The sequence below is a fragment of the Paenibacillus sp. H1-7 genome (genome assembly GCF_022354825.1).
In the GTDB taxonomy this organism is placed as follows: domain Bacteria; phylum Bacillota; class Bacilli; order Paenibacillales; family NBRC-103111; genus Paenibacillus_S.
In genome coordinates this window covers 8,169,083-8,185,803 of the sequence record NZ_CP031168.1, presented here as the reverse complement: position 1 = coordinate 8,185,803, position 16,721 = coordinate 8,169,083, and the positions used below count along the sequence as shown (strand labels likewise).

At 49.7% G+C, this 16,721-nt stretch carries 15 protein-coding genes and 1 riboswitch; all 15 genes read left to right on the top strand.

Annotated features, from left to right (window positions below):
- The first annotated feature begins 3 nt into the window (after nt 1-3).
- The 15 genes from DVH26_RS36145 to DVH26_RS36075 all read left to right on the top strand — a co-directional run bounded on the left by DVH26_RS36145 (nt 4) and on the right by DVH26_RS36075 (nt 16,620).
- On the top strand, nt 4-882 hold the full coding sequence (locus DVH26_RS36145; protein WP_239630408.1) for a LicD family protein: 879 nt from the start codon (nt 4-6) through the stop codon (nt 880-882).
- A gap of 43 nt (nt 883-925) precedes the next feature.
- The gene (locus DVH26_RS36140) at nt 926-1,615 is read left to right on the top strand and encodes an ABC transporter ATP-binding protein (RefSeq protein WP_239630407.1); all 690 of its coding nucleotides are present in this window, start codon (nt 926-928) and stop codon (nt 1,613-1,615) included.
- The gene (locus DVH26_RS36135) at nt 1,612-2,841 is read left to right on the top strand and encodes an ABC transporter permease (RefSeq protein ID WP_239630406.1); all 1,230 of its coding nucleotides are present in this window, start codon (nt 1,612-1,614) and stop codon (nt 2,839-2,841) included. The genes DVH26_RS36140 and DVH26_RS36135 overlap by 4 nt, the downstream gene beginning before the upstream one ends.
- Before the next feature lie 15 nt (nt 2,842-2,856).
- Nucleotides 2,857-3,621, top strand: a complete 765-nt coding sequence (locus tag DVH26_RS36130) for a hypothetical protein (protein ID WP_239630405.1) — start codon at nt 2,857-2,859, stop codon at nt 3,619-3,621.
- Between the two features lie 255 nt (nt 3,622-3,876).
- Nucleotides 3,877-3,962, bottom strand: a riboswitch (cyclic di-GMP riboswitch).
- Nucleotides 3,963-4,409: 447 nt separating this feature from the next.
- On the top strand, nt 4,410-5,402 hold the full coding sequence (locus DVH26_RS36125) for a copper amine oxidase N-terminal domain-containing protein (protein ID WP_239630404.1): 993 nt from the start codon (nt 4,410-4,412) through the stop codon (nt 5,400-5,402).
- Between the two features lie 537 nt (nt 5,403-5,939).
- Entirely contained in the window at nt 5,940-7,052 is a 1,113-nt protein-coding gene (locus DVH26_RS36120; protein ID WP_239630403.1) for an ABC transporter ATP-binding protein, read from the top strand.
- Nucleotides 7,045-7,755 carry an ABC transporter permease subunit gene (locus DVH26_RS36115; protein WP_239630402.1) on the top strand — a complete coding sequence of 237 codons (711 nt, stop codon included), beginning with the start codon at nt 7,045-7,047 and terminating at the stop codon, nt 7,753-7,755. The genes DVH26_RS36120 and DVH26_RS36115 overlap by 8 nt, the downstream gene beginning before the upstream one ends.
- Before the next feature lie 57 nt (nt 7,756-7,812).
- Complete coding sequence (locus DVH26_RS36110; protein ID WP_239630401.1) at nt 7,813-9,189, top strand: GldG family protein; 1,377 nt, start codon at nt 7,813-7,815, stop codon at nt 9,187-9,189.
- The gene (locus DVH26_RS36105) at nt 9,186-10,169 is read left to right on the top strand and encodes a DUF4340 domain-containing protein (protein WP_239630400.1); all 984 of its coding nucleotides are present in this window, start codon (nt 9,186-9,188) and stop codon (nt 10,167-10,169) included. The genes DVH26_RS36110 and DVH26_RS36105 overlap by 4 nt, the downstream gene beginning before the upstream one ends.
- Nucleotides 10,170-10,354: 185 nt before the next feature.
- Nucleotides 10,355-10,597 (top strand): spore coat protein, encoded by a 243-nt coding sequence (locus DVH26_RS36100; protein ID WP_239630399.1) that lies wholly within the window; start codon nt 10,355-10,357, stop codon nt 10,595-10,597.
- Between the two features lie 22 nt (nt 10,598-10,619).
- Nucleotides 10,620-11,726 (top strand): spore coat protein, encoded by a 1,107-nt coding sequence (locus tag DVH26_RS36095; RefSeq protein WP_239630398.1) that lies wholly within the window; start codon nt 10,620-10,622, stop codon nt 11,724-11,726.
- Nucleotides 11,727-12,003: 277 nt separating this feature from the next.
- A complete protein-coding gene (locus tag DVH26_RS36090; protein ID WP_239630397.1) occupies nt 12,004-12,711 on the top strand; it encodes a response regulator transcription factor in 708 nt (235 codons plus the stop codon).
- Nucleotides 12,708-13,778, top strand: coding sequence for a sensor histidine kinase (locus DVH26_RS36085; RefSeq protein WP_239630396.1), 1,071 nt, complete (start codon nt 12,708-12,710; stop codon nt 13,776-13,778). The genes DVH26_RS36090 and DVH26_RS36085 overlap by 4 nt, the downstream gene beginning before the upstream one ends.
- A 156-nt stretch (nt 13,779-13,934) precedes the next feature.
- Nucleotides 13,935-14,714, top strand: a complete 780-nt coding sequence (locus tag DVH26_RS36080) for an ABC transporter ATP-binding protein (RefSeq protein ID WP_239630395.1) — start codon at nt 13,935-13,937, stop codon at nt 14,712-14,714.
- The gene (locus tag DVH26_RS36075; RefSeq protein ID WP_239630394.1) at nt 14,689-16,620 is read left to right on the top strand and encodes an FtsX-like permease family protein; all 1,932 of its coding nucleotides are present in this window, start codon (nt 14,689-14,691) and stop codon (nt 16,618-16,620) included. The genes DVH26_RS36080 and DVH26_RS36075 overlap by 26 nt, the downstream gene beginning before the upstream one ends.
- Nucleotides 16,621-16,721: the final 101 nt, after the last annotated feature.

The window sequence follows — 16,721 nt, the reverse complement described above, 5'->3', positions numbered from 1 at the left end:
AAAATGAGTGATCAAGTATTGTCAAATAACTTATTGCGCAAATTACAATTAAAAGGATTAGACATATTAAAACAAATTGATAAGCTTTGTAAAGATAATAATATAAAATACTCACTTATTGGTGGAAGTGCTATCGGAGCAATAGTACATAAGGGGTGTATCCCTTGGGACGATGACATTGACATTATAATGGACAGGGAGAATTTTGAAAAATTTAAGGCAGTATGTAAAAAAGAATTGCCTAGTAATCTAACTTATCATGATTATCACACAGATCATAGTCTCAATGTTTTGATAGCTAAAATAGTTGATAATACGACAACATGTATATCAACTAATCAGTATGGTCATGAGAGAATTGATGGAGTATATATTGATATTTCAGTCTTCGATACTGTGCCAAAATCAAGATTTCAACGCCTGCTACAGTATTTTTTTTCTAACTTGGCATTACTGTATGTAAATAGAGCAGCACCAGAAAATCAAGGTTTATTAATAAAAAAAATATGTAGGATGATACTGCTTTTCACTCCAAAAAAATATTATTATCCTGTTATATCATTTTGCGAGGCCCAAATTGTTAAATACTGTAAACATAAAGAGGGTTTTTTGGCGGAAATGTTGTTTTTCAGATTAAACAAATTGTATTTTCCCATTAATCTGATGAAAGAGTTTGTTGCAGTAGAGTTTGAAGGATGCAAGTTTCCTATTATAAAAAACTATCATGATTATTTACTCAGAAGGTATGCTAGGGATTATACGATTTTACCGCCTGAAGAAGAAAGAAAACCACACCATAATATTAAGTATCTAAATTTAAATAAAGGTTATGGAGATTATAAAGAAGAGTCATTATTATCGAAATTATCGAAGAACAACTGAAGTTAAGATATTCACGATTATTAGAAAAATGGGGCATGTCAGCATGATCCAACTAAAAAACATCTCAAAAGAACTAACCGAAGTGGGATCCAGAGTCTCAATCCTGCAGAATATAAACCTCACCATCACCAAGGGCGAGTACATATCCATCATGGGTCCGTCGGGATCCGGCAAGTCTACACTAATGAATATACTGGGCACATTAGATACGCCTACCACAGGAGAGTATTCGTTTGAAGGAACAGATATCAGCCGGCTTCGGGGCAGTAAATTAGCAGACTTCCGGAACCGGAGGCTAGGGTTCGTGTTCCAGTCGTACATGCTGATTCCACGTCTGAGCGTACGAGATAACGTGGAGCTGCCGCTTCTCTACACGACCAAGAGTCGTAAAGAGAGAGAAAAGAGAATCCACATGGCTTTGGAGCAAGTAGGCATGCTGCATAAAGCAAAGGAACCGACGATGAACTTGTCCGGCGGGCAAAAGCAGAAGATCGCCATAGCCCGTGCGATTATTAACGATCCGGATCTGCTGCTGGCGGATGAGCCGAGCGGGAATTTGGATGTGCACTCGAAGGATGACATTTTGCAAATCTTCCAAACACTGAATGATAGCGGAAAGACGATCGTCCTTGTTACGCATGACCGGGAAGTGGCGCTGACGGCCCAACGGATGTTGACTTTACGGAATGGTACCTGGGCGGAACCGGCGGCGGAGGTGGTGGCAAAAGCATGAGATTGCTGCGAGTATTCATCGTATCGCTAAGAGGCTTATGGAGCTACCCGGTGCGAACATGGCTGGCAGTCCTCGGGATAGCTATTAGTACGCTGCTGGTCGTGTTTTTGCTGTCGGTGTTGTATAACTTCAAGATCAGCCTTGTCGGTCAAGTACAGAGCGTCGGTATGCAGCAGATTGCAGTGGTTCCAGGGAAACTGCTGAACAGCGGCAAAAACATTAGCCAGACGAACTTGTCCAGTCTGCTATCGTTCACCTCAGTGGCGAGCACTCTCACTTACAAGGACGCCATGGATGTGAAGCAGCAAATTCCGGAGATTGTACAAGCGGCGCCACAGATCGAGACCATTACTTCTATGCGAACGGCTACGAAAAGCGTGGAAACGATGTATACCGGAACGACGCCGGATTATGCCGATGTGTTCTCCATGGAGCTGGAAGAAGGACGGTTCTTTACAGAGCAGGAGGCAGCAGACGGAACGCCGGTCATTGTGCTCGGACAATCGGTGAAGCAGCTTCTTTTTGAAGATCAAAGCGCACTCGACCAGAAGGTGAAAATTAAAGGGATCGATTTCACCATCATTGGTGTTTTGAAGGAAAAGCAGTTGATTGGCTTTAATTTCGATGAGCGGGCGTATACAAGCTACCAGATGGTCGCAGAAACGGCGAATTTGCAAAATGCGTCGATGATCTTTTTCAAGGCTCAGTCTCCTGAAGGGTTGGAAGCGGTGAGGCAGAAAATCGCCAAGGTGATTGTAAATAACCATGGTGGGGTACAAGATTTCGGCTTAATGGCGCCGGAAGGAGCGCTTCACGTCATTGATACGATTACCGATCTTGTAACTGCGATTGCGGTGGGGATTACCGGCATTTCTTTTCTGGTCGGTGGACTGGGGATTATGAATGTGATGCTTTTGACGGTCAAAGAGCGTACCAGAGAAATCGGCATTCGCAAGACGGTAGGCGCTCAGTGGTGGGACATTTTGCTGCAGTTTCTGGTTGAGGCTATGTACATCAGCGTGATGGGCTGTGTCATTGGGCTCGCCGGAGCGTACGGGCTGCTTATTACACTCCATCGGATATTCCCGGTGCTATCGGCACATTTTCCATGGGAGATCGTTGCTGGTTGCCTGTTATTTTCGGTAGTGCTGGGACTGTTGTTCGGTATAACTCCAGCCGCGAAAGCTTTGCGGATTAAGCCTATCGATGCTTTGCGGTATGAATAGACGGAGGATATAAGTATGAAGAAATGGATTGCGGGAGCGATGCTGGCAAGTCTAGTTGTCTCGGTTGGATGCAGCAAATCCTCGCCGCCTGCAGCGGCACAGGAACCTCCCGTTGCTACGACAATTGTGACGCCGCAGCCTTCCAAACAGCCGGACACGGGTAGTAAAGATTCGGATTCGAAGAATCCAACATCCGACTCGAAGGTGGACGATAAGCAAGCTACGCCAACCTCGTCGCCCGATCCTGTTAAGGAAGAGAAGGAAGATCCTAAGCAAGCGAGTGCTGATAAGGAGCCAGAGAAAGGGAGCAAGGCGCAAGGGTCACCAGCCACTCCCCCCCAAGATGGGAAGGTCTCATCTGAGCAGCAACCTAACCAGCAGTCGGAACAGCAGGTAAAGCCAAGTGAAGATGCTCCTTCCAATACCGGTAACTCTGACGAGAAGCTGAAGGAAGTGGTCAAAAAATATGAGGACCAGCTCGTACAGCTGAAAGCCGCGAATCTGCAAAAGCTTAATGGCTTGTATGATCAAGTGGTGGCTGCAAGTAAAAATGGAGGATCCCCGAGCGAGATTGGCAATAAGTTTGCTCAGCAGGCCGCTGCCATGCAAGAGGAGTCGCAAGCACAAGTGAACCAGGTGCTGCTTCAGCTCAAAAACGAGCTTACCGCGCTGCAGCTGGCGACGGATAGTGTCAATCAGCTGCGTTCGGCTTACTATTCGGAAGTTAGCAAGGCCGAGCAGCAGTTTACGGACAAGCTTAGAAGCAGTCTTGGTAAATGAAAAAGATACCCGAAGGTATCCCTGTTCTAAGTTAACGTAATCCTCTTTTGCGGTACTGCTTGTCTTTCCAGTAGCTAAGACCTATGAGCAAGATAATGATGAAGGAAATGAGAAGACTGTCCACGATCATGAACACCGCTCCTTCAGCCAAATTTCGACAGAGAGCGATTTCAAAAAATTGATAGCTGCCATTTGACTCATATTCACGTTCTCCTTTTCTTTGTTTACACATAAGAAATCGGACGAAGGCCGTTATTCGGTAGCTGGCTGGCATATCGGTAGACGATGAAGCCCCTGTAGCTTTGCGTCCTCACTTTTCAATGAGTTTGCCATTATCGTACGAACTAATGTGAATAGGGTCATTATAGCAAATCTATATGATTTTCTACAAGATATAGTAGTAGAAAGGATCTATCAAAATGCCGATATTAGTTAATAAGTACTATAGTTTAAATGACATGGTGACTTATAGCAACTAAGTTATAGGTAGAGAAAGCAGGTGAAGAAGATAAGCCAATTGTTAATCTAGCACCACAATTAGAATTATAGAATGCGTTTTAAAGGCTTGCGGGATCTCTTGATGTACCAGTGTTTATCTTCGTTGGAGTGGAGCAGCTGAATACCGAATAGTTCCAATGGAGTCCAAATTCGTTTTACATTAATTAGCGGCATATGTAAATAGACCTCCTAATGAATAATAGAATAGGAAATAAGTACTACTAAATTTAATATACCATAATAGAAATGCTAATAGTTGGAATAAAACCATTTATAAAGGAGATTTTAGAATGTTAAAACAATGGAAATTATGGTCTGTTTCTTCGATGCTTTTACTGGGATTGGCGGGTCCTGCCTATGCTGAACAAACTCCGACCGCAATTGACGTATATTATGCGCCTTTGCAGTTCGTTTTTGATAGTAACGTCTTTGCTCCGCCGGAAGGTCAGCAAGGATTTATTTATGAAGGAAGCACTTATGTTCCTCTTCGTTTTATTTCTTACTCTTTGAACAAAGCGGTGCGTTGGGATGCCAATACATACACGGTAACGGTGGAAGAGCCGAAAGCGGCCGATCTGACGGAGATTAAAGAATATAACATGAACACCCAAGTGCGCGGGGACGCCGCAAAAGAGAAGGTCGATGCAGCCAATTTGAAGCCGACTTCGATCAGCGCGTACAAAGAGAAAGTGAACTATGTGTTTGACGGCAAAACAAAGGAAATCGGCGCAGAGCTGCCGGGCTTCATCTATAAGGATTCGCTGTATGTTCCTCTTCGCTTCTTCTCGGAGTCGATCGGCAAAACGATTGAGTGGAATCCGGAAACCTACACGGTAACGAGCAAAACGCAAGAAGCGGCTAAGCCGGAAGCTCCTAAAGAAGAAACGAAGCAGCCGGAGCAGCCAAAAACGGAAACTCCGGTAACGACACCACCTGTTGCAGGAGGCGGTTCCGGCGGCAGTGGAGGAGGCGGAGGCAGCTCCAAAAACGCAGCGGCGGCGCAAGCCAAAGCAGAGGAAAAGCTTAAGGCATTGGAAAATAGCTGCCGCAGTGCGCTTCAGCCGCTGGCAGATCAATATGCCGATGCAGATGAAGAAACAAAAAAGCAACTTAAAGCACAAGGGGCAGCTAAAGTAATAGAATGTGAATTGCAGTTCGGCAGAATTATTAGCGAAGCACGGGGCCAAGGGGTAAGCGAGGATATTCTTAGCAGCTACAGAATCAAGTTCGAGCAAGTGCAAGAGGAAGCTAAGCAAGAGCTGTTAAAGAAATTCGGCAAATAATCTAAGAAGAGCGGATCGTAAGGACTCTCTGCATGTATTTTGCAGGGAGTCTTTTTTTTCATAATAGAATTTTTATATACCGAGGACATCGGATGCAAATTTCTAGTTGGCGAAAAAATACCTTTGCTTAGAAAAGCCAGTTTTGCTAAACAAAAACTCAATGGCTGCTCATCTTTGAAAGGATCTCGCTAGAAGTTTTCTCACTGCATCATTTGAGATTTGATCAAGCGATCAAGCACAACGAAAAACGTGTCTTTTGACGATAAAGGCATCCGCGGCACGAGGTCGTTCCTCTTAGGAATAAGTCGATAACCTCTTTTCTCATGATCACCCATCCAGAAAAACCTCAGGTTTCTAAAGAGATCTTTAGATATTTACACCTCGTTCACATTTTAGACACAAATTTTTAATCTAATTTTCAGATTTGTTTAAGCTGGTATTATTGTTTCATTTGTATATTGTTGGAGGTTAAGCAACTTTGTTTATGGAAATGGCTTAAGTAGGCGAACAATTCGTTTCGAATGGAGGGTTACATGCGTGCTTGAGGTAAAGCAGGTAAGTAAACTGTACGAAAACCAAAGAGGGGTACACAATATCGATTTTTCCATGAGCCGCGGCGAAATCGTAGGATTTCTGGGGCCGAACGGAGCAGGAAAAACGACCACGATGCGGATGATTACCGGTTATTTGAATCCGACGGTCGGATCGATCACGATCGACGGGCTGTCGATGAGTAACCATCCGAAGAAGGCGCGGCAAAAGATCGGCTATTTGCCGGAAACGCCGCCGCTGTATCCGGAAATGACGGTACAAGGGTATTTGGAATTTATCGCCGATTTGCGCGGCATTCCGGGCAAGGACAAGAAGCGCCGGATCGGAGAGGTGATCGAGCGGCTCGGCCTGCAGGGGCGGGAGCGGCAAATTATCCGCGGGCTGTCCAAAGGCTACAAGCAGCGGATGGGTCTCGCACAGGCGATCATCCACAATCCGGATCTGCTGGTCCTGGACGAGCCTACTTCGGGTCTCGATCCGAAGCAGATCATTGAAATCCGCCAGCTCATCCGCGAGCTGGGCGAGAACCACACCGTGCTGCTGAGCACGCACATTTTGCCCGAGATCAATACGCTCTGCAACCGCGTATTGATCATCAACCAAGGGCGCATCGTGATGGACGGCCATCCCGATCAGCTGGCGAATTCGCTGGGCGAGCGATTCGAGGTATCGCTCGAGATCAAGGGGCCGCGCCAGGCCGTTCTGGCCGAGCTGCGCGGCTTGCCCCACATCGCCAGCGTACAGCCGCTGGCGGCGGACGCTTCCGCTGCCGGCACGGCAGCAGCGGCAACCACCCCGGCTGCGCCCGAGCAGCAGCCGGAGCAGGACGCGCCTGAGCAAGGCGCAGGCGCGGAAGCCGCCACGGTCGCGGACGAGCCGACCGTGAAGGTGCTCGTGTCCGCGAAGGATAACGCGGACATTCGCGAAGAGATCTTCTACCGCATGGCGGAGCGGCGGTATCCGATTCTCGCCATGAAGCGGGAGAGCTTGAGTCTCGAGGACATCTTCCTCAAGCTGACGACCAATGAAGCGGTCGAGACGTCCGATGACGAAGACGATAACGAATCCACCAAGGCGGAGGTGACGCCGAATGCGTAGAATGTGGGCCGTTTGCAAGAAAGAGCTGCAAATGTATTTTTACTCGCCGACCTCTTATGCGGCATTCGCCTTCTTTTTCCTGATCGTCGGTTATATGTTCAGCTCCAACTTTTTATATTCCGGCATGATTGATGTTCGCATGGTGACGAGCCCGGTCAGCTTTTTGTATGTTATCATCATTCCGTTTCTAACGATGCGCTTGGTATCGGACGAGCTGCGACAAGGGACGGATGAGCTGCTGCTCACCTCCCCTATCAGCATCACGGAAGTGGTAATAGGCAAATATTTGGCGGCATTGGTCGTTCAATTGCTGCTCGTAGGCGGCTGCTTGCTGTATCCGCTTATCATGAGCTCTTATGGCACACTGGATCAGCCGGTCTTGTGGCTGTCGTTCCTCAGCGTCTTTTTGGTCGGGGCTGCGATGATGGCGGTAGGCTTGTTCGCTTCATCCCTGTCCGCGCACCAGATGGTATCGGGGATTCTGGGCATTGTCATCCTGCTGTTCCTGTGGACGATTGATTGGCTAGGCGATTCGGTAGGGGGCAAGATCAAGGATTACATCGGTCTGTTCTCCATCATGAACCGGGGCAACAATCTGCAAAAAGGCGTGCTGAACTTTGCCGATGTGCTGTTCTACGTCACGCTGGCCATCGTATTTATCGTGTTAAGCATTCAAGTGCTGGAAAGAAAACGTTGGAGATAACCGGCTTTGCATAGGACTTAAGTGATGAAAATGCAAAGCGAGAAGGGGGAAAAGCAATTGAACAAGTGGATTCGCGGTACGAATGCGGTCGTGCTGTCGCTTGCGGTGATCGGCATTTTTATCGTATTGACGATATTTCTCAACTCAACGAAAAGCTTGCAGGTCGATTTGACGCAAAACAAGCAGTTCACGCTGTCGGAACAAACGCTGCAGACGTTGAAAACGCTGGATAAAGACGTCCATTTGATGGCGTTTACCAGCTCCCAGACTCCGGAAGTGATGAATCGCGAGATTGTCGATATCGTTCAGGAATATAAGAAGCGCAACAGCAAAATCGTATTCGATCAATACAATATCGAAAGCCAGCCGGAAATTGCTGCGAAATATGAGATCGATCCGGCCGGTACGCTGGTGGTGGAGAGCGGAACGCAGAAGAAGACGTTATATTTCTACGACATGTTCCAATCGACATCGGAAACCGATTATCAATTCAACGGGGAGCAGAAGCTCACCCAGGCTTTAATTAATTTGAATGTGAAGGACAAAACGAAAGTGTACTTCCTGTCCGGCCACAATGAAACGCCGCTCAATCAAATGACGCTATGGAGAACCGGCTTGGAAGAGCAAAATTACGAAGTCGGTGAGCTGAACCTGCTGCGCGAAGGCAAAATCCCGGATGACGCTCAAGCGTTGTTCATTATCGGGGCGCAATCCGACCTAAGCGACGCGGAAATGACGTTGATGAAGGAATATTTGAACGGCAAAGGAAAGCTGTACGTTGCACTGAATTATAGCGAACAAATGGCTAAATGGAAAAATATCGACGCCCTGCTCGGCCTCTATGGCATTAAAGAGAATAAGGCGATTGCAATCGATCCGAAAAACAGCCGCTTGGTCAGCCCGTTGACGATTATTCCGGAGTACGGCTTCCATGATATTACGAGCAAGCTGCAGAATTCCAACCTGCTCATGTCCATGACTCTTGCTATTGCGCTCGACGCACAGCCTGTAGCCGATTACCCGTCGACGATGATTCTGAAAACGACGGATCAAGCCTACGGCGAGACGAATCTCGAGCAATTGGCCAAAGGCGGCACGACCAAGGAAGATTCGGACATTAAAGGCCCTCTGAATCTCGGCTATGTGGTCGAGACGAAAGACAAGAAGCCGAAAGCCGTTGTGCTCGGCGGCTCTACATTCCTGCGGGACGATGTGATCGGGCTGCAGGGCAACCGCGACTTCGCTCTGAACAGCGTAGGCTGGCTGCAGGAGCAAAAAGATCAAGTGACGATTCGACCTCGTGAAAATCAAATGCAGCGTGCAATGGTTACAGGCGGTCAGGCTCAATGGATTTTCTATGGTACGGTGTTGCTATTCCCGTTACTCTTCCTGATCGTCGGCGGTACGATCTGGTGGAGGAGGAGAAGAGGATGAAGCGGCTCATACCGACCCTGATTCTGGTTATCATTTGTATCGGAGGTTTTTGGTACGCGTCCAGCCAAGACTTTTTCAAGGAGAAAAAGGAGCCGGCGGCGTCCTTGGCCAAGGTGAACAAGGATGACGTCGTCAGCTTCACGGTCAAGACGGCCGAAACGGATCTGGAAATGCAGCAAAAGGACGGCAAATGGTCGATGACCAAGCCGTCTCCGCTTCCTTTGAACGAATACAGCTCCAACGGCTGGGTAAATTCGTTCAATCAATTGACAAAGGACGCGACTATCGACGCGGAAGGCAAAGATTTGGCCAAATTCGGGCTGGATAAGCCGCAGCAGCAGTTTACCGTCAAGCTGAAGGACGGTACGGTGCAGACGCTGAGCGTCGGCAATCCGATGCTCATTGAAGGCTTCGTCTATGCCATGTACAGCGGCTCGCCGGAAGTGTTCAAGATGAGCGATTCCCAGGTCAAATCTCTTGCGGTCACGCCGCTCGATTTGATGGAGAAGAGCCCGATCCGGCTGGAATACGACCAAGTGCGCGCTATCAACGTCGAGTGGAAGGGTGAGAAATTTACGCTTACCAAGACGGACACGGACAAGAAGTCGTATGAAGCGAATTGGAAGCTGAACGGACAGGATATTAAAGGCTCGGATGCCGGTTCCTATCTCGATAAGGTGCAATTCATTTCCACCGAGCAGCTGGCGAAGACGGCAGCTGAAGTGAAGATGGATTCTCCCGAGCTGCGCATCGAAGTGAAGACAGCCGACTCTTCAAATAAAGAGACGACGGTGACGTATACAGGCAAGGTGGAGCAGGACAACGTCTGGCTTGTGCAGCAAAACGGAGCCTGGGCGTATGCCGTTCCGGCGGCGTCCATGCAGGAGCTTGCCGATAAGTTCAAGGAGCAGCCACAAGCTCCTGAGCCGACTCCGGCACCAGCGGCAGGGCAGTCCGATCAGACACAGCCTAAGCAATAAATCAATCTGTAGAACAAAGCTCAAGATATCCGATTCCGGGTATCCTGAGCTTTTTTATTTGTCGGTTGCCGCTGCAGCCCGCTGCAATCAATGAACAATTTTTCCAATAATGAGAAAAAAGTGCACATAGTTTTCCAACTCTTGGGGCATTCTACCTTTGTCAAAGACGAAAGGAGGACATATCGATGTTTAATCAACAGGCGCAGCAACAGCAGCAAGGAATGAACACGGTCAGCTCCAAAGAATTGGCGTACATAACCGATAGCTTGAAAAATGAGGAGCTGCTGGCGAAGCTCGCGATCCACGGATTGTCGGATTGTCAGTCTCCCCAGCTGAAACAGAAGCTGTCCCAAATTGCCCAGGATTGCCTGCAGCACTCCGATCAGCTGCTTCGGACGCTTCAGCAGCATACGTATACGACTCATTAAGATTCCAGGAGGTGTAAAAGAGATGTATCAACAACAACAACAGCAACAACGAAGCTTCAATGCTTCGCAGCATATGCCGCTTCAAGAGCAGGACTGGGGCAATCTGGTATTGTCCGAGCAAAAGCGTATCGCGCGCGAATATACTACGGCTGCATTGGAAGCAACGCATCCGGCGATCCGGCAAACGTTCCAAAGCTTGGCGCAGCGCATGATGCAGGAGCAAGCCGAGCTGTTTACAGTATTGTCGCAGCTGAATGGCTACGGCTCCGTCAAAATGGCCGAACAGCAAGAAATTCATCAGGAGCTGCAGAAGCAAGGTCAAAAAGCAGAGCAGCTTCAGTCTATGGTTCAGCAGTCGATCCAAAGCAGCTATGCAACCAGTGCGGCTATGTATCAGCAGCCGATGCAGCAAGGATACCAGACTTCGTTCCAGCAGCAGCAACAGCCGCTGTACGCGTCGTATGAGCAGCAAGGCGGCTATGGCGCACCATCCCATTCAGGAGGCGCCATCGTTGGATCCACGGCTTCTTCTCAAGGCCAACAAGCCTCCTCGGGTCAGGGCTACGGTCAAAGCTACGGCTCTGCGGGCTTTGCCTCCCAAGGCTATGGAACGGCAGGCTACGGCCAAAGCACAAGCCAGAGCGATCAACAAGGCTACAGCAGCTTAAGCTCCGCGAATATCAGCTCCCAAAGCAGCCAGCCGGCTCAAGGACAAAGCCAGCAAGCAAGCTACGGGTACACTTCTCCGAGCGGAGAGGCCGGATTCAGCTACAACCAGAATCCGACGTCGCAAGCCTTGTCGAATGAATATACTTCGTCCGCTTCGACGATTCGTTCCTCCGCGGACATCTCGGACTACAACAGCGCCAAGTCGCAGCAGTCGAGCAGCGCGGCGGGCCGATTCGGCTCCAGCCTCGGGGCATACAGCGCTTCTGCATCCGCAGAGTCCAGCCGTGGCGGCAACAGCTACAACTGGACCGATGACAGCGACGGAAGCGACGCTTCCGCTACCCGCGGCGGCAACAGCTTCGATTGGACCGCTTCGGACGATAACAACGCTTCCTCCTCGTCGGTCACCTCGGCACAAGACCGGCCGCAGAACAGCGTTACCGGGAAATACAACTTCTGAGAACGTGTAAAAGGCGTTGTTCAAAATGCATCACCTTTTTTGCCCCTGCAGCATACCTGTAGGGGCTTTTGTGTATCGTGTGTATCGTTGTCTTATAGCAAGCGAGGATATTTCCCGTATTTCCCGAATAAGCACCAATCGATCCGCACTTGGCAAAACCATTGCTTCTATATAGATGTAGAAATAGTCGCACCCATCGAGTTTGGCTGCAAACAGCCTAGGGTAACGGTATAATGAGTACTACGGAAAGAACTGACAAATCTGCGAGGTGATCTCATTGTACCGGATTCTTATCGTAGAGGATGACGATAAAATTGCCGCCATTTTGCATGGATATATGGAGAAGTACGGTTATCAGGCCGTCCGGACGACGGACTTTCGGGATATTAAGCGGATATTTCTTGAACAACAGCCGGATTTGGTGCTGCTGGACATTAATCTCCCTCATTACGACGGGTTCTACTGGTGCAGGCAAATCCGGACGGTGTCGAATGCGCCGATCATCTTCTTGTCGGCCCGCGTCGGCGAAATGGATCAGGTTATGGCGATAGAGCATGGGGGCGACGACTACATTACGAAGCCGTTCCATCTGGACATCGTGATCGCCAAAGTGAAGAGTGCGCTTCGCCGCGCGTACGGCGAATACGCGGGAGCCGGGACGATGCAGAGGGACCGTCTCGATGTAGAGGGACTGGTCCTCGATGCGGCCAAAAACACGATGGAGTGGGACGGCAAGAAGGTAGATTTATCGCGCAACGAATACGTGCTTATCGATTGTCTGGTCAAGCATGCCGACCGTATCGTCACTAGAGAGAAGCTGCTCGAGGCTCTATGGGACGATATCGATTTCGTCGACGACAATACGTTGACCGTCAATGTGACGAGAGTCCGCAAAAAGCTGGAGGAGCTCGGCATCCATAAGGCGATAGAGACGATTCGCGGGCAAGGCTACCGGATGAACACGATCTGGAGGGCTTCGGTATGAAGCTGATCGATTTTATTGCCGATCGAATCGGTTATATCGCTATCTATTTATTCAACATCCTGCTTGTCGTTGCCGTCGTACAGCTGGCAATGCTGCCGCAGGGCTTATCCATTCAGCTGGACAATCTGCTTTATATCGGCGTGCTATGTGTGGCCGGTGTAGCTACGTATCTTTTGATCGATTATGTCCGTCAGCGAGCCTACTATAAGAAGCTGCTGGCTATTGAGTCGCATCCCGAGCCGCTGGACCGGATCAACAGCTTTCCGGAAGGCGTGACGAGGGAGCAGGAATTCATGGCGAAGCTTGTCCGGCAGCTGCACAGCGGTGTCGAGAACCGGCTGACGCATTACCGCAAGCAGCAGGAGCAGCATGATGTGTTTATCCGCCAATGGGTTCATCAAATGAAAACGCCCGTATCCGTCATCGATTTACTGACTCAGCAAGCGGATGAGGAGACGGATACCCGGGAAACGCTGCAAAGCATTCAGGAAGAAAACGACAGGCTCGCCCACGGACTGGATATGATGCTTCAAACGGCCCGGCTGGAGAAGTTCGAGCTGGATGTTCATATACACAAGGTCAATCTGGAGCAGGTGGTCCGCGGTGTCATTAATGAGCATAAAAGAGCTTGCATCCGCAAAGGGGTGTTCCCCAAGCTGGCGGTAGACCAAGAGGCCCGTTACGCGGAAACGGACGAGAAATGGATTGCGGTCATTTTCCGGCAAATTGTTTCGAATGCCATCAAATATGCGAAGAATACAAGCGGAGAGGCGGGCAAGCAGCTCGAAATAACCCTCCTGCACAAGGGAGACGGCGTCCGGGCTGTCTTTCGGGATACGGGGATCGGCATTCCCGGGCACGATATGCCGCGGGTGTTCGATCCTTTTTTCACGGGGGAGAATGGGAGAACGACAGGAGAATCGACGGGAATGGGGCTGTATCTCGTCAGGGAGCTATGCCGCAAGCTCGGACACCGGATTGACATTCAGTCGGCTCCCGGCGTCGGAACGACCGTGACGATTCATTTTCCTCCCGCCTCGGTGCTTCATGATGTGCTCAGAAGGTGACAATATTGTAAGATTGCCGCCCGTTTCTGTAAGGTGAATCGATAGCAGCTTATCCCGTCCTCTTCTATACTTAAGGGCATAAGCCGGTCACGGACAGCGAAGGCAAGGGGCTGAACGAGCCGGGCTTCTAATGAAAGGCTAGGGAGGCAATGGAACATGGCAGTGTTGAAAACGGACAGTTTATGCAAAACCTACGGAAGCAAGAGCGGAAACGCCGTCTATAAGGCTCTCGATCAGGTTCAACTCGAAATTCAGGAGGGGGAGTTCGTCGGCGTCATGGGCCCATCGGGCAGCGGCAAGACGACGCTTCTCAATCTGCTCGCAACGATAGATCAACCCACATCGGGCCACATAGAGATTAACGGGACGAATCCCAGCAAGCTGAACAACAAGGAGCTGGCGCTGTTTCGGCGCAGGCAGCTCGGGTTTATTTTTCAGGACTTCAACCTGCTCGAGACGCTCAGCCTGAAAGAGAATATTATCCTGCCGCTCGTGCTGGAAAATGTGAAGGTGAGTGAGATCGAGCGGAGAGTTCGGGAGGTGGCGGACATGCTGAACATTACCCACCTGCTGGACAAGAGAACGTACGAGGTGTCCGGGGGCCAGCAGCAGCGTGCCGCGATTGCCCGAGCCATGATTCATAAGCCGGCACTGCTGCTTGCCGATGAGCTGACCGGGAATCTGGATTCGAAGGCGGCCAAGGATGTCATGGAGTCGTTGAAGGAGATGAATGAGGAGCGGGGCGCTACGATATTGATGGTGACGCACGACCCGTTCGCCGCAAGCTATTGCAAGCGGATCGTCTTTATTAAGGACGGACGCCTGTTCAACGAAATTCGCCGCGGCTCCAACCGGCCTGCGTTCTTCCAGCAAATTCTCGACGCGTTAAGCTATTTGGGAGGGGATTTTGATGACTTTCCGACAGCTCGCGCTTAAGAATATCCAGGGCAATTGGCATCGGTACATCGCTTTTTTTCTGAGCAGCACGTTTTCCGTTATGATCTTTTACATTTATGCGTCCTTCATTTTCCATCCGGATGTCGTGAGCGGCAAAATTCAAGGCGCCGACAAAGTGTGGCAGGGCATGGTCGCCTGCGAAATATTGATCGCCATCTTTTCGTTCTTTTTCGTGCTTTATGCCAGCTTCGCTTTTCTTAAGACACGTAAAAAGGAAATCGGCCTGTTGACCTTGTTCGGCATGACCCGTACGCAGATCAACAAGCTGGTGCTTTACGAAAATACCGCGATTGCCCTGCTATCCATCGTCGCCGGCTGCGCCTTGGGTACGCTGTTCTCGAAGCTGTTTTTTATGGCGCTGGCCCAGCTGATGCAGGTCGATAACCCGATCCGCTTCCTGATCGTCCCTCAAGCGCTGCTCTATACGGCGGTGGGCTTCATGCTTCTATTTTTGGCAATCACTCTTATTACGCTAGTGGGGATGGGGCGAAACCAGGTTATTGAGCTGCTGAAAGCTTCCAAGAAGCCCAAAGCCATGCCGGTTGCTTCCGGATGGCTCGTCGCTCTAGCGGTTGTTTGTCTCGGAGGCGGCTATTATACAGCCTATACTTCGTCGCCAAGCAATATTGTGCTCGTGATGATACCGGTTATTTTGATCGTGGTGCTGGGCACGTACTTCTTGTTCACCCAAGCCAGTGTGGCTATATTAAAAAGACTGCAGCGGATGCCGCACTTGTATTACCGGAGCACGCGGCTGATCACCATTTCACAGCTTGTGTTCAAGATGAAGGATAACGCCAGAATTTTGTTTGTCGTTTCCGTTTTAAGCGCCGTCATTTTGTCGGCCTCCGGTTCCGTCTATATGTTTTATCAAGGCGCGAGAGCGCAGCTGGTGGACTCCTACCCGCAAGCGATCGGTTTTACGAGCCGGGGAGCTGTCGTACCGGAGGCTATGAAGCCAGAGCAGGTAAAAGGCACTCTCTCACAAAACGGGATGCAGGTGACGGAGAGCATCTCGGACGTCGGGGTAGCCACTGCTATCGAACTCAAGCTGCCTAATCGCACTAGAAAGACAGATGTGCTCATCCTTCCTGCAAGCAGCTACAATAAGACGGCGAAGAAGGAGCAGGGGGCAGCCCCTCTGCAAATCGCCCGCGATCATGCGGTCTTTATTTATCCGTATACAGGCGGGAATGTCCAGTATTTCGCCAAAGGGGACGTGCTGTCGGCGACAGCGTCCGGAGCTCCTCTTACTTTGCAAATGGACGGTCAGCTGAACGGATCCTTTCTCAGTTTAGATTATGATCTGAATCAAGTCGTTCTTATGAACGATGAACAGTTCGGAACGATTTTATCCAAAGCGCGGGAAGAGGACAAGGCGTATTACGCCGGGTATGAACTGGCACATTGGGAGCAATCTCGAGAAGCTGTCCAGCAGCTGAAGGCGGGCTTAACCCAAGATCAGCAGAAGCAGGTGATAGCCCGAGCGGATGCTTTCCAGGAGATCAAGCAGTTCAGCTCGCTCACGATGTTTATCGGTGTCTTCATCAGCTTCCTCTTTTTCATGGCTTCCGGCAGTATGCTGTACTTCAAGCTGTTTACCGAGCTGCAGGATGATCAGGCCCAGTATAAGGCGCTGACGCGAATCGGAGTGTCGATGAAGGAAATACGGACCGTCACGAACGCTCAGATCGGGCTTATCTTCTTCATCCCGGTTATCGTAGGCAGCATTCACGCCGGCTTTGCCTATAAAGCTTTAAGCAACCTGATGAACGTCAGCGTATGGAAATACGGGGCGATGATCATGGTCATTTATGCGGTGATGCAGCTGTTTTATTTCTTGCTGACACGCCATGCTTATATGAGACAAATGAAAAAATTATAATTCAAAACGTCTGGGAACACGTGTTCTCAGGCGTTTTCTTTTCGTATCGGCAAAAAGCTGGGGAAAACTGGCTGGAAACGGATTTGACACGATTTGAACGG

What these genes read in the sequence shown, in the direction of transcription:
- DVH26_RS36145 (WP_239630408.1), top strand. Translation starts at nt 4, where the DNA reads ATGAGTGATCAAGTATTGTCAAATAACTTATTGCGCAAATTACAATTA.
- DVH26_RS36140 (WP_239630407.1), top strand. Translation starts at nt 926, where the DNA reads ATGATCCAACTAAAAAACATCTCAAAAGAACTAACCGAAGTGGGATCC.
- DVH26_RS36135 (WP_239630406.1), top strand. Translation starts at nt 1,612, where the DNA reads ATGAGATTGCTGCGAGTATTCATCGTATCGCTAAGAGGCTTATGGAGC.
- DVH26_RS36130 (WP_239630405.1), top strand. Translation starts at nt 2,857, where the DNA reads ATGAAGAAATGGATTGCGGGAGCGATGCTGGCAAGTCTAGTTGTCTCG.
- DVH26_RS36125 (WP_239630404.1), top strand. Translation starts at nt 4,410, where the DNA reads ATGTTAAAACAATGGAAATTATGGTCTGTTTCTTCGATGCTTTTACTG.
- DVH26_RS36115 (WP_239630402.1), top strand. Translation starts at nt 7,045, where the DNA reads ATGCGTAGAATGTGGGCCGTTTGCAAGAAAGAGCTGCAAATGTATTTT.
- DVH26_RS36105 (WP_239630400.1), top strand. Translation starts at nt 9,186, where the DNA reads ATGAAGCGGCTCATACCGACCCTGATTCTGGTTATCATTTGTATCGGA.
- DVH26_RS36100 (WP_239630399.1), top strand. Translation starts at nt 10,355, where the DNA reads ATGTTTAATCAACAGGCGCAGCAACAGCAGCAAGGAATGAACACGGTC.
- DVH26_RS36095 (WP_239630398.1), top strand. Translation starts at nt 10,620, where the DNA reads ATGTATCAACAACAACAACAGCAACAACGAAGCTTCAATGCTTCGCAG.
- DVH26_RS36085 (WP_239630396.1), top strand. Translation starts at nt 12,708, where the DNA reads ATGAAGCTGATCGATTTTATTGCCGATCGAATCGGTTATATCGCTATC.
- DVH26_RS36080 (WP_239630395.1), top strand. Translation starts at nt 13,935, where the DNA reads ATGGCAGTGTTGAAAACGGACAGTTTATGCAAAACCTACGGAAGCAAG.
- DVH26_RS36075 (WP_239630394.1), top strand. Translation starts at nt 14,689, where the DNA reads ATGACTTTCCGACAGCTCGCGCTTAAGAATATCCAGGGCAATTGGCAT.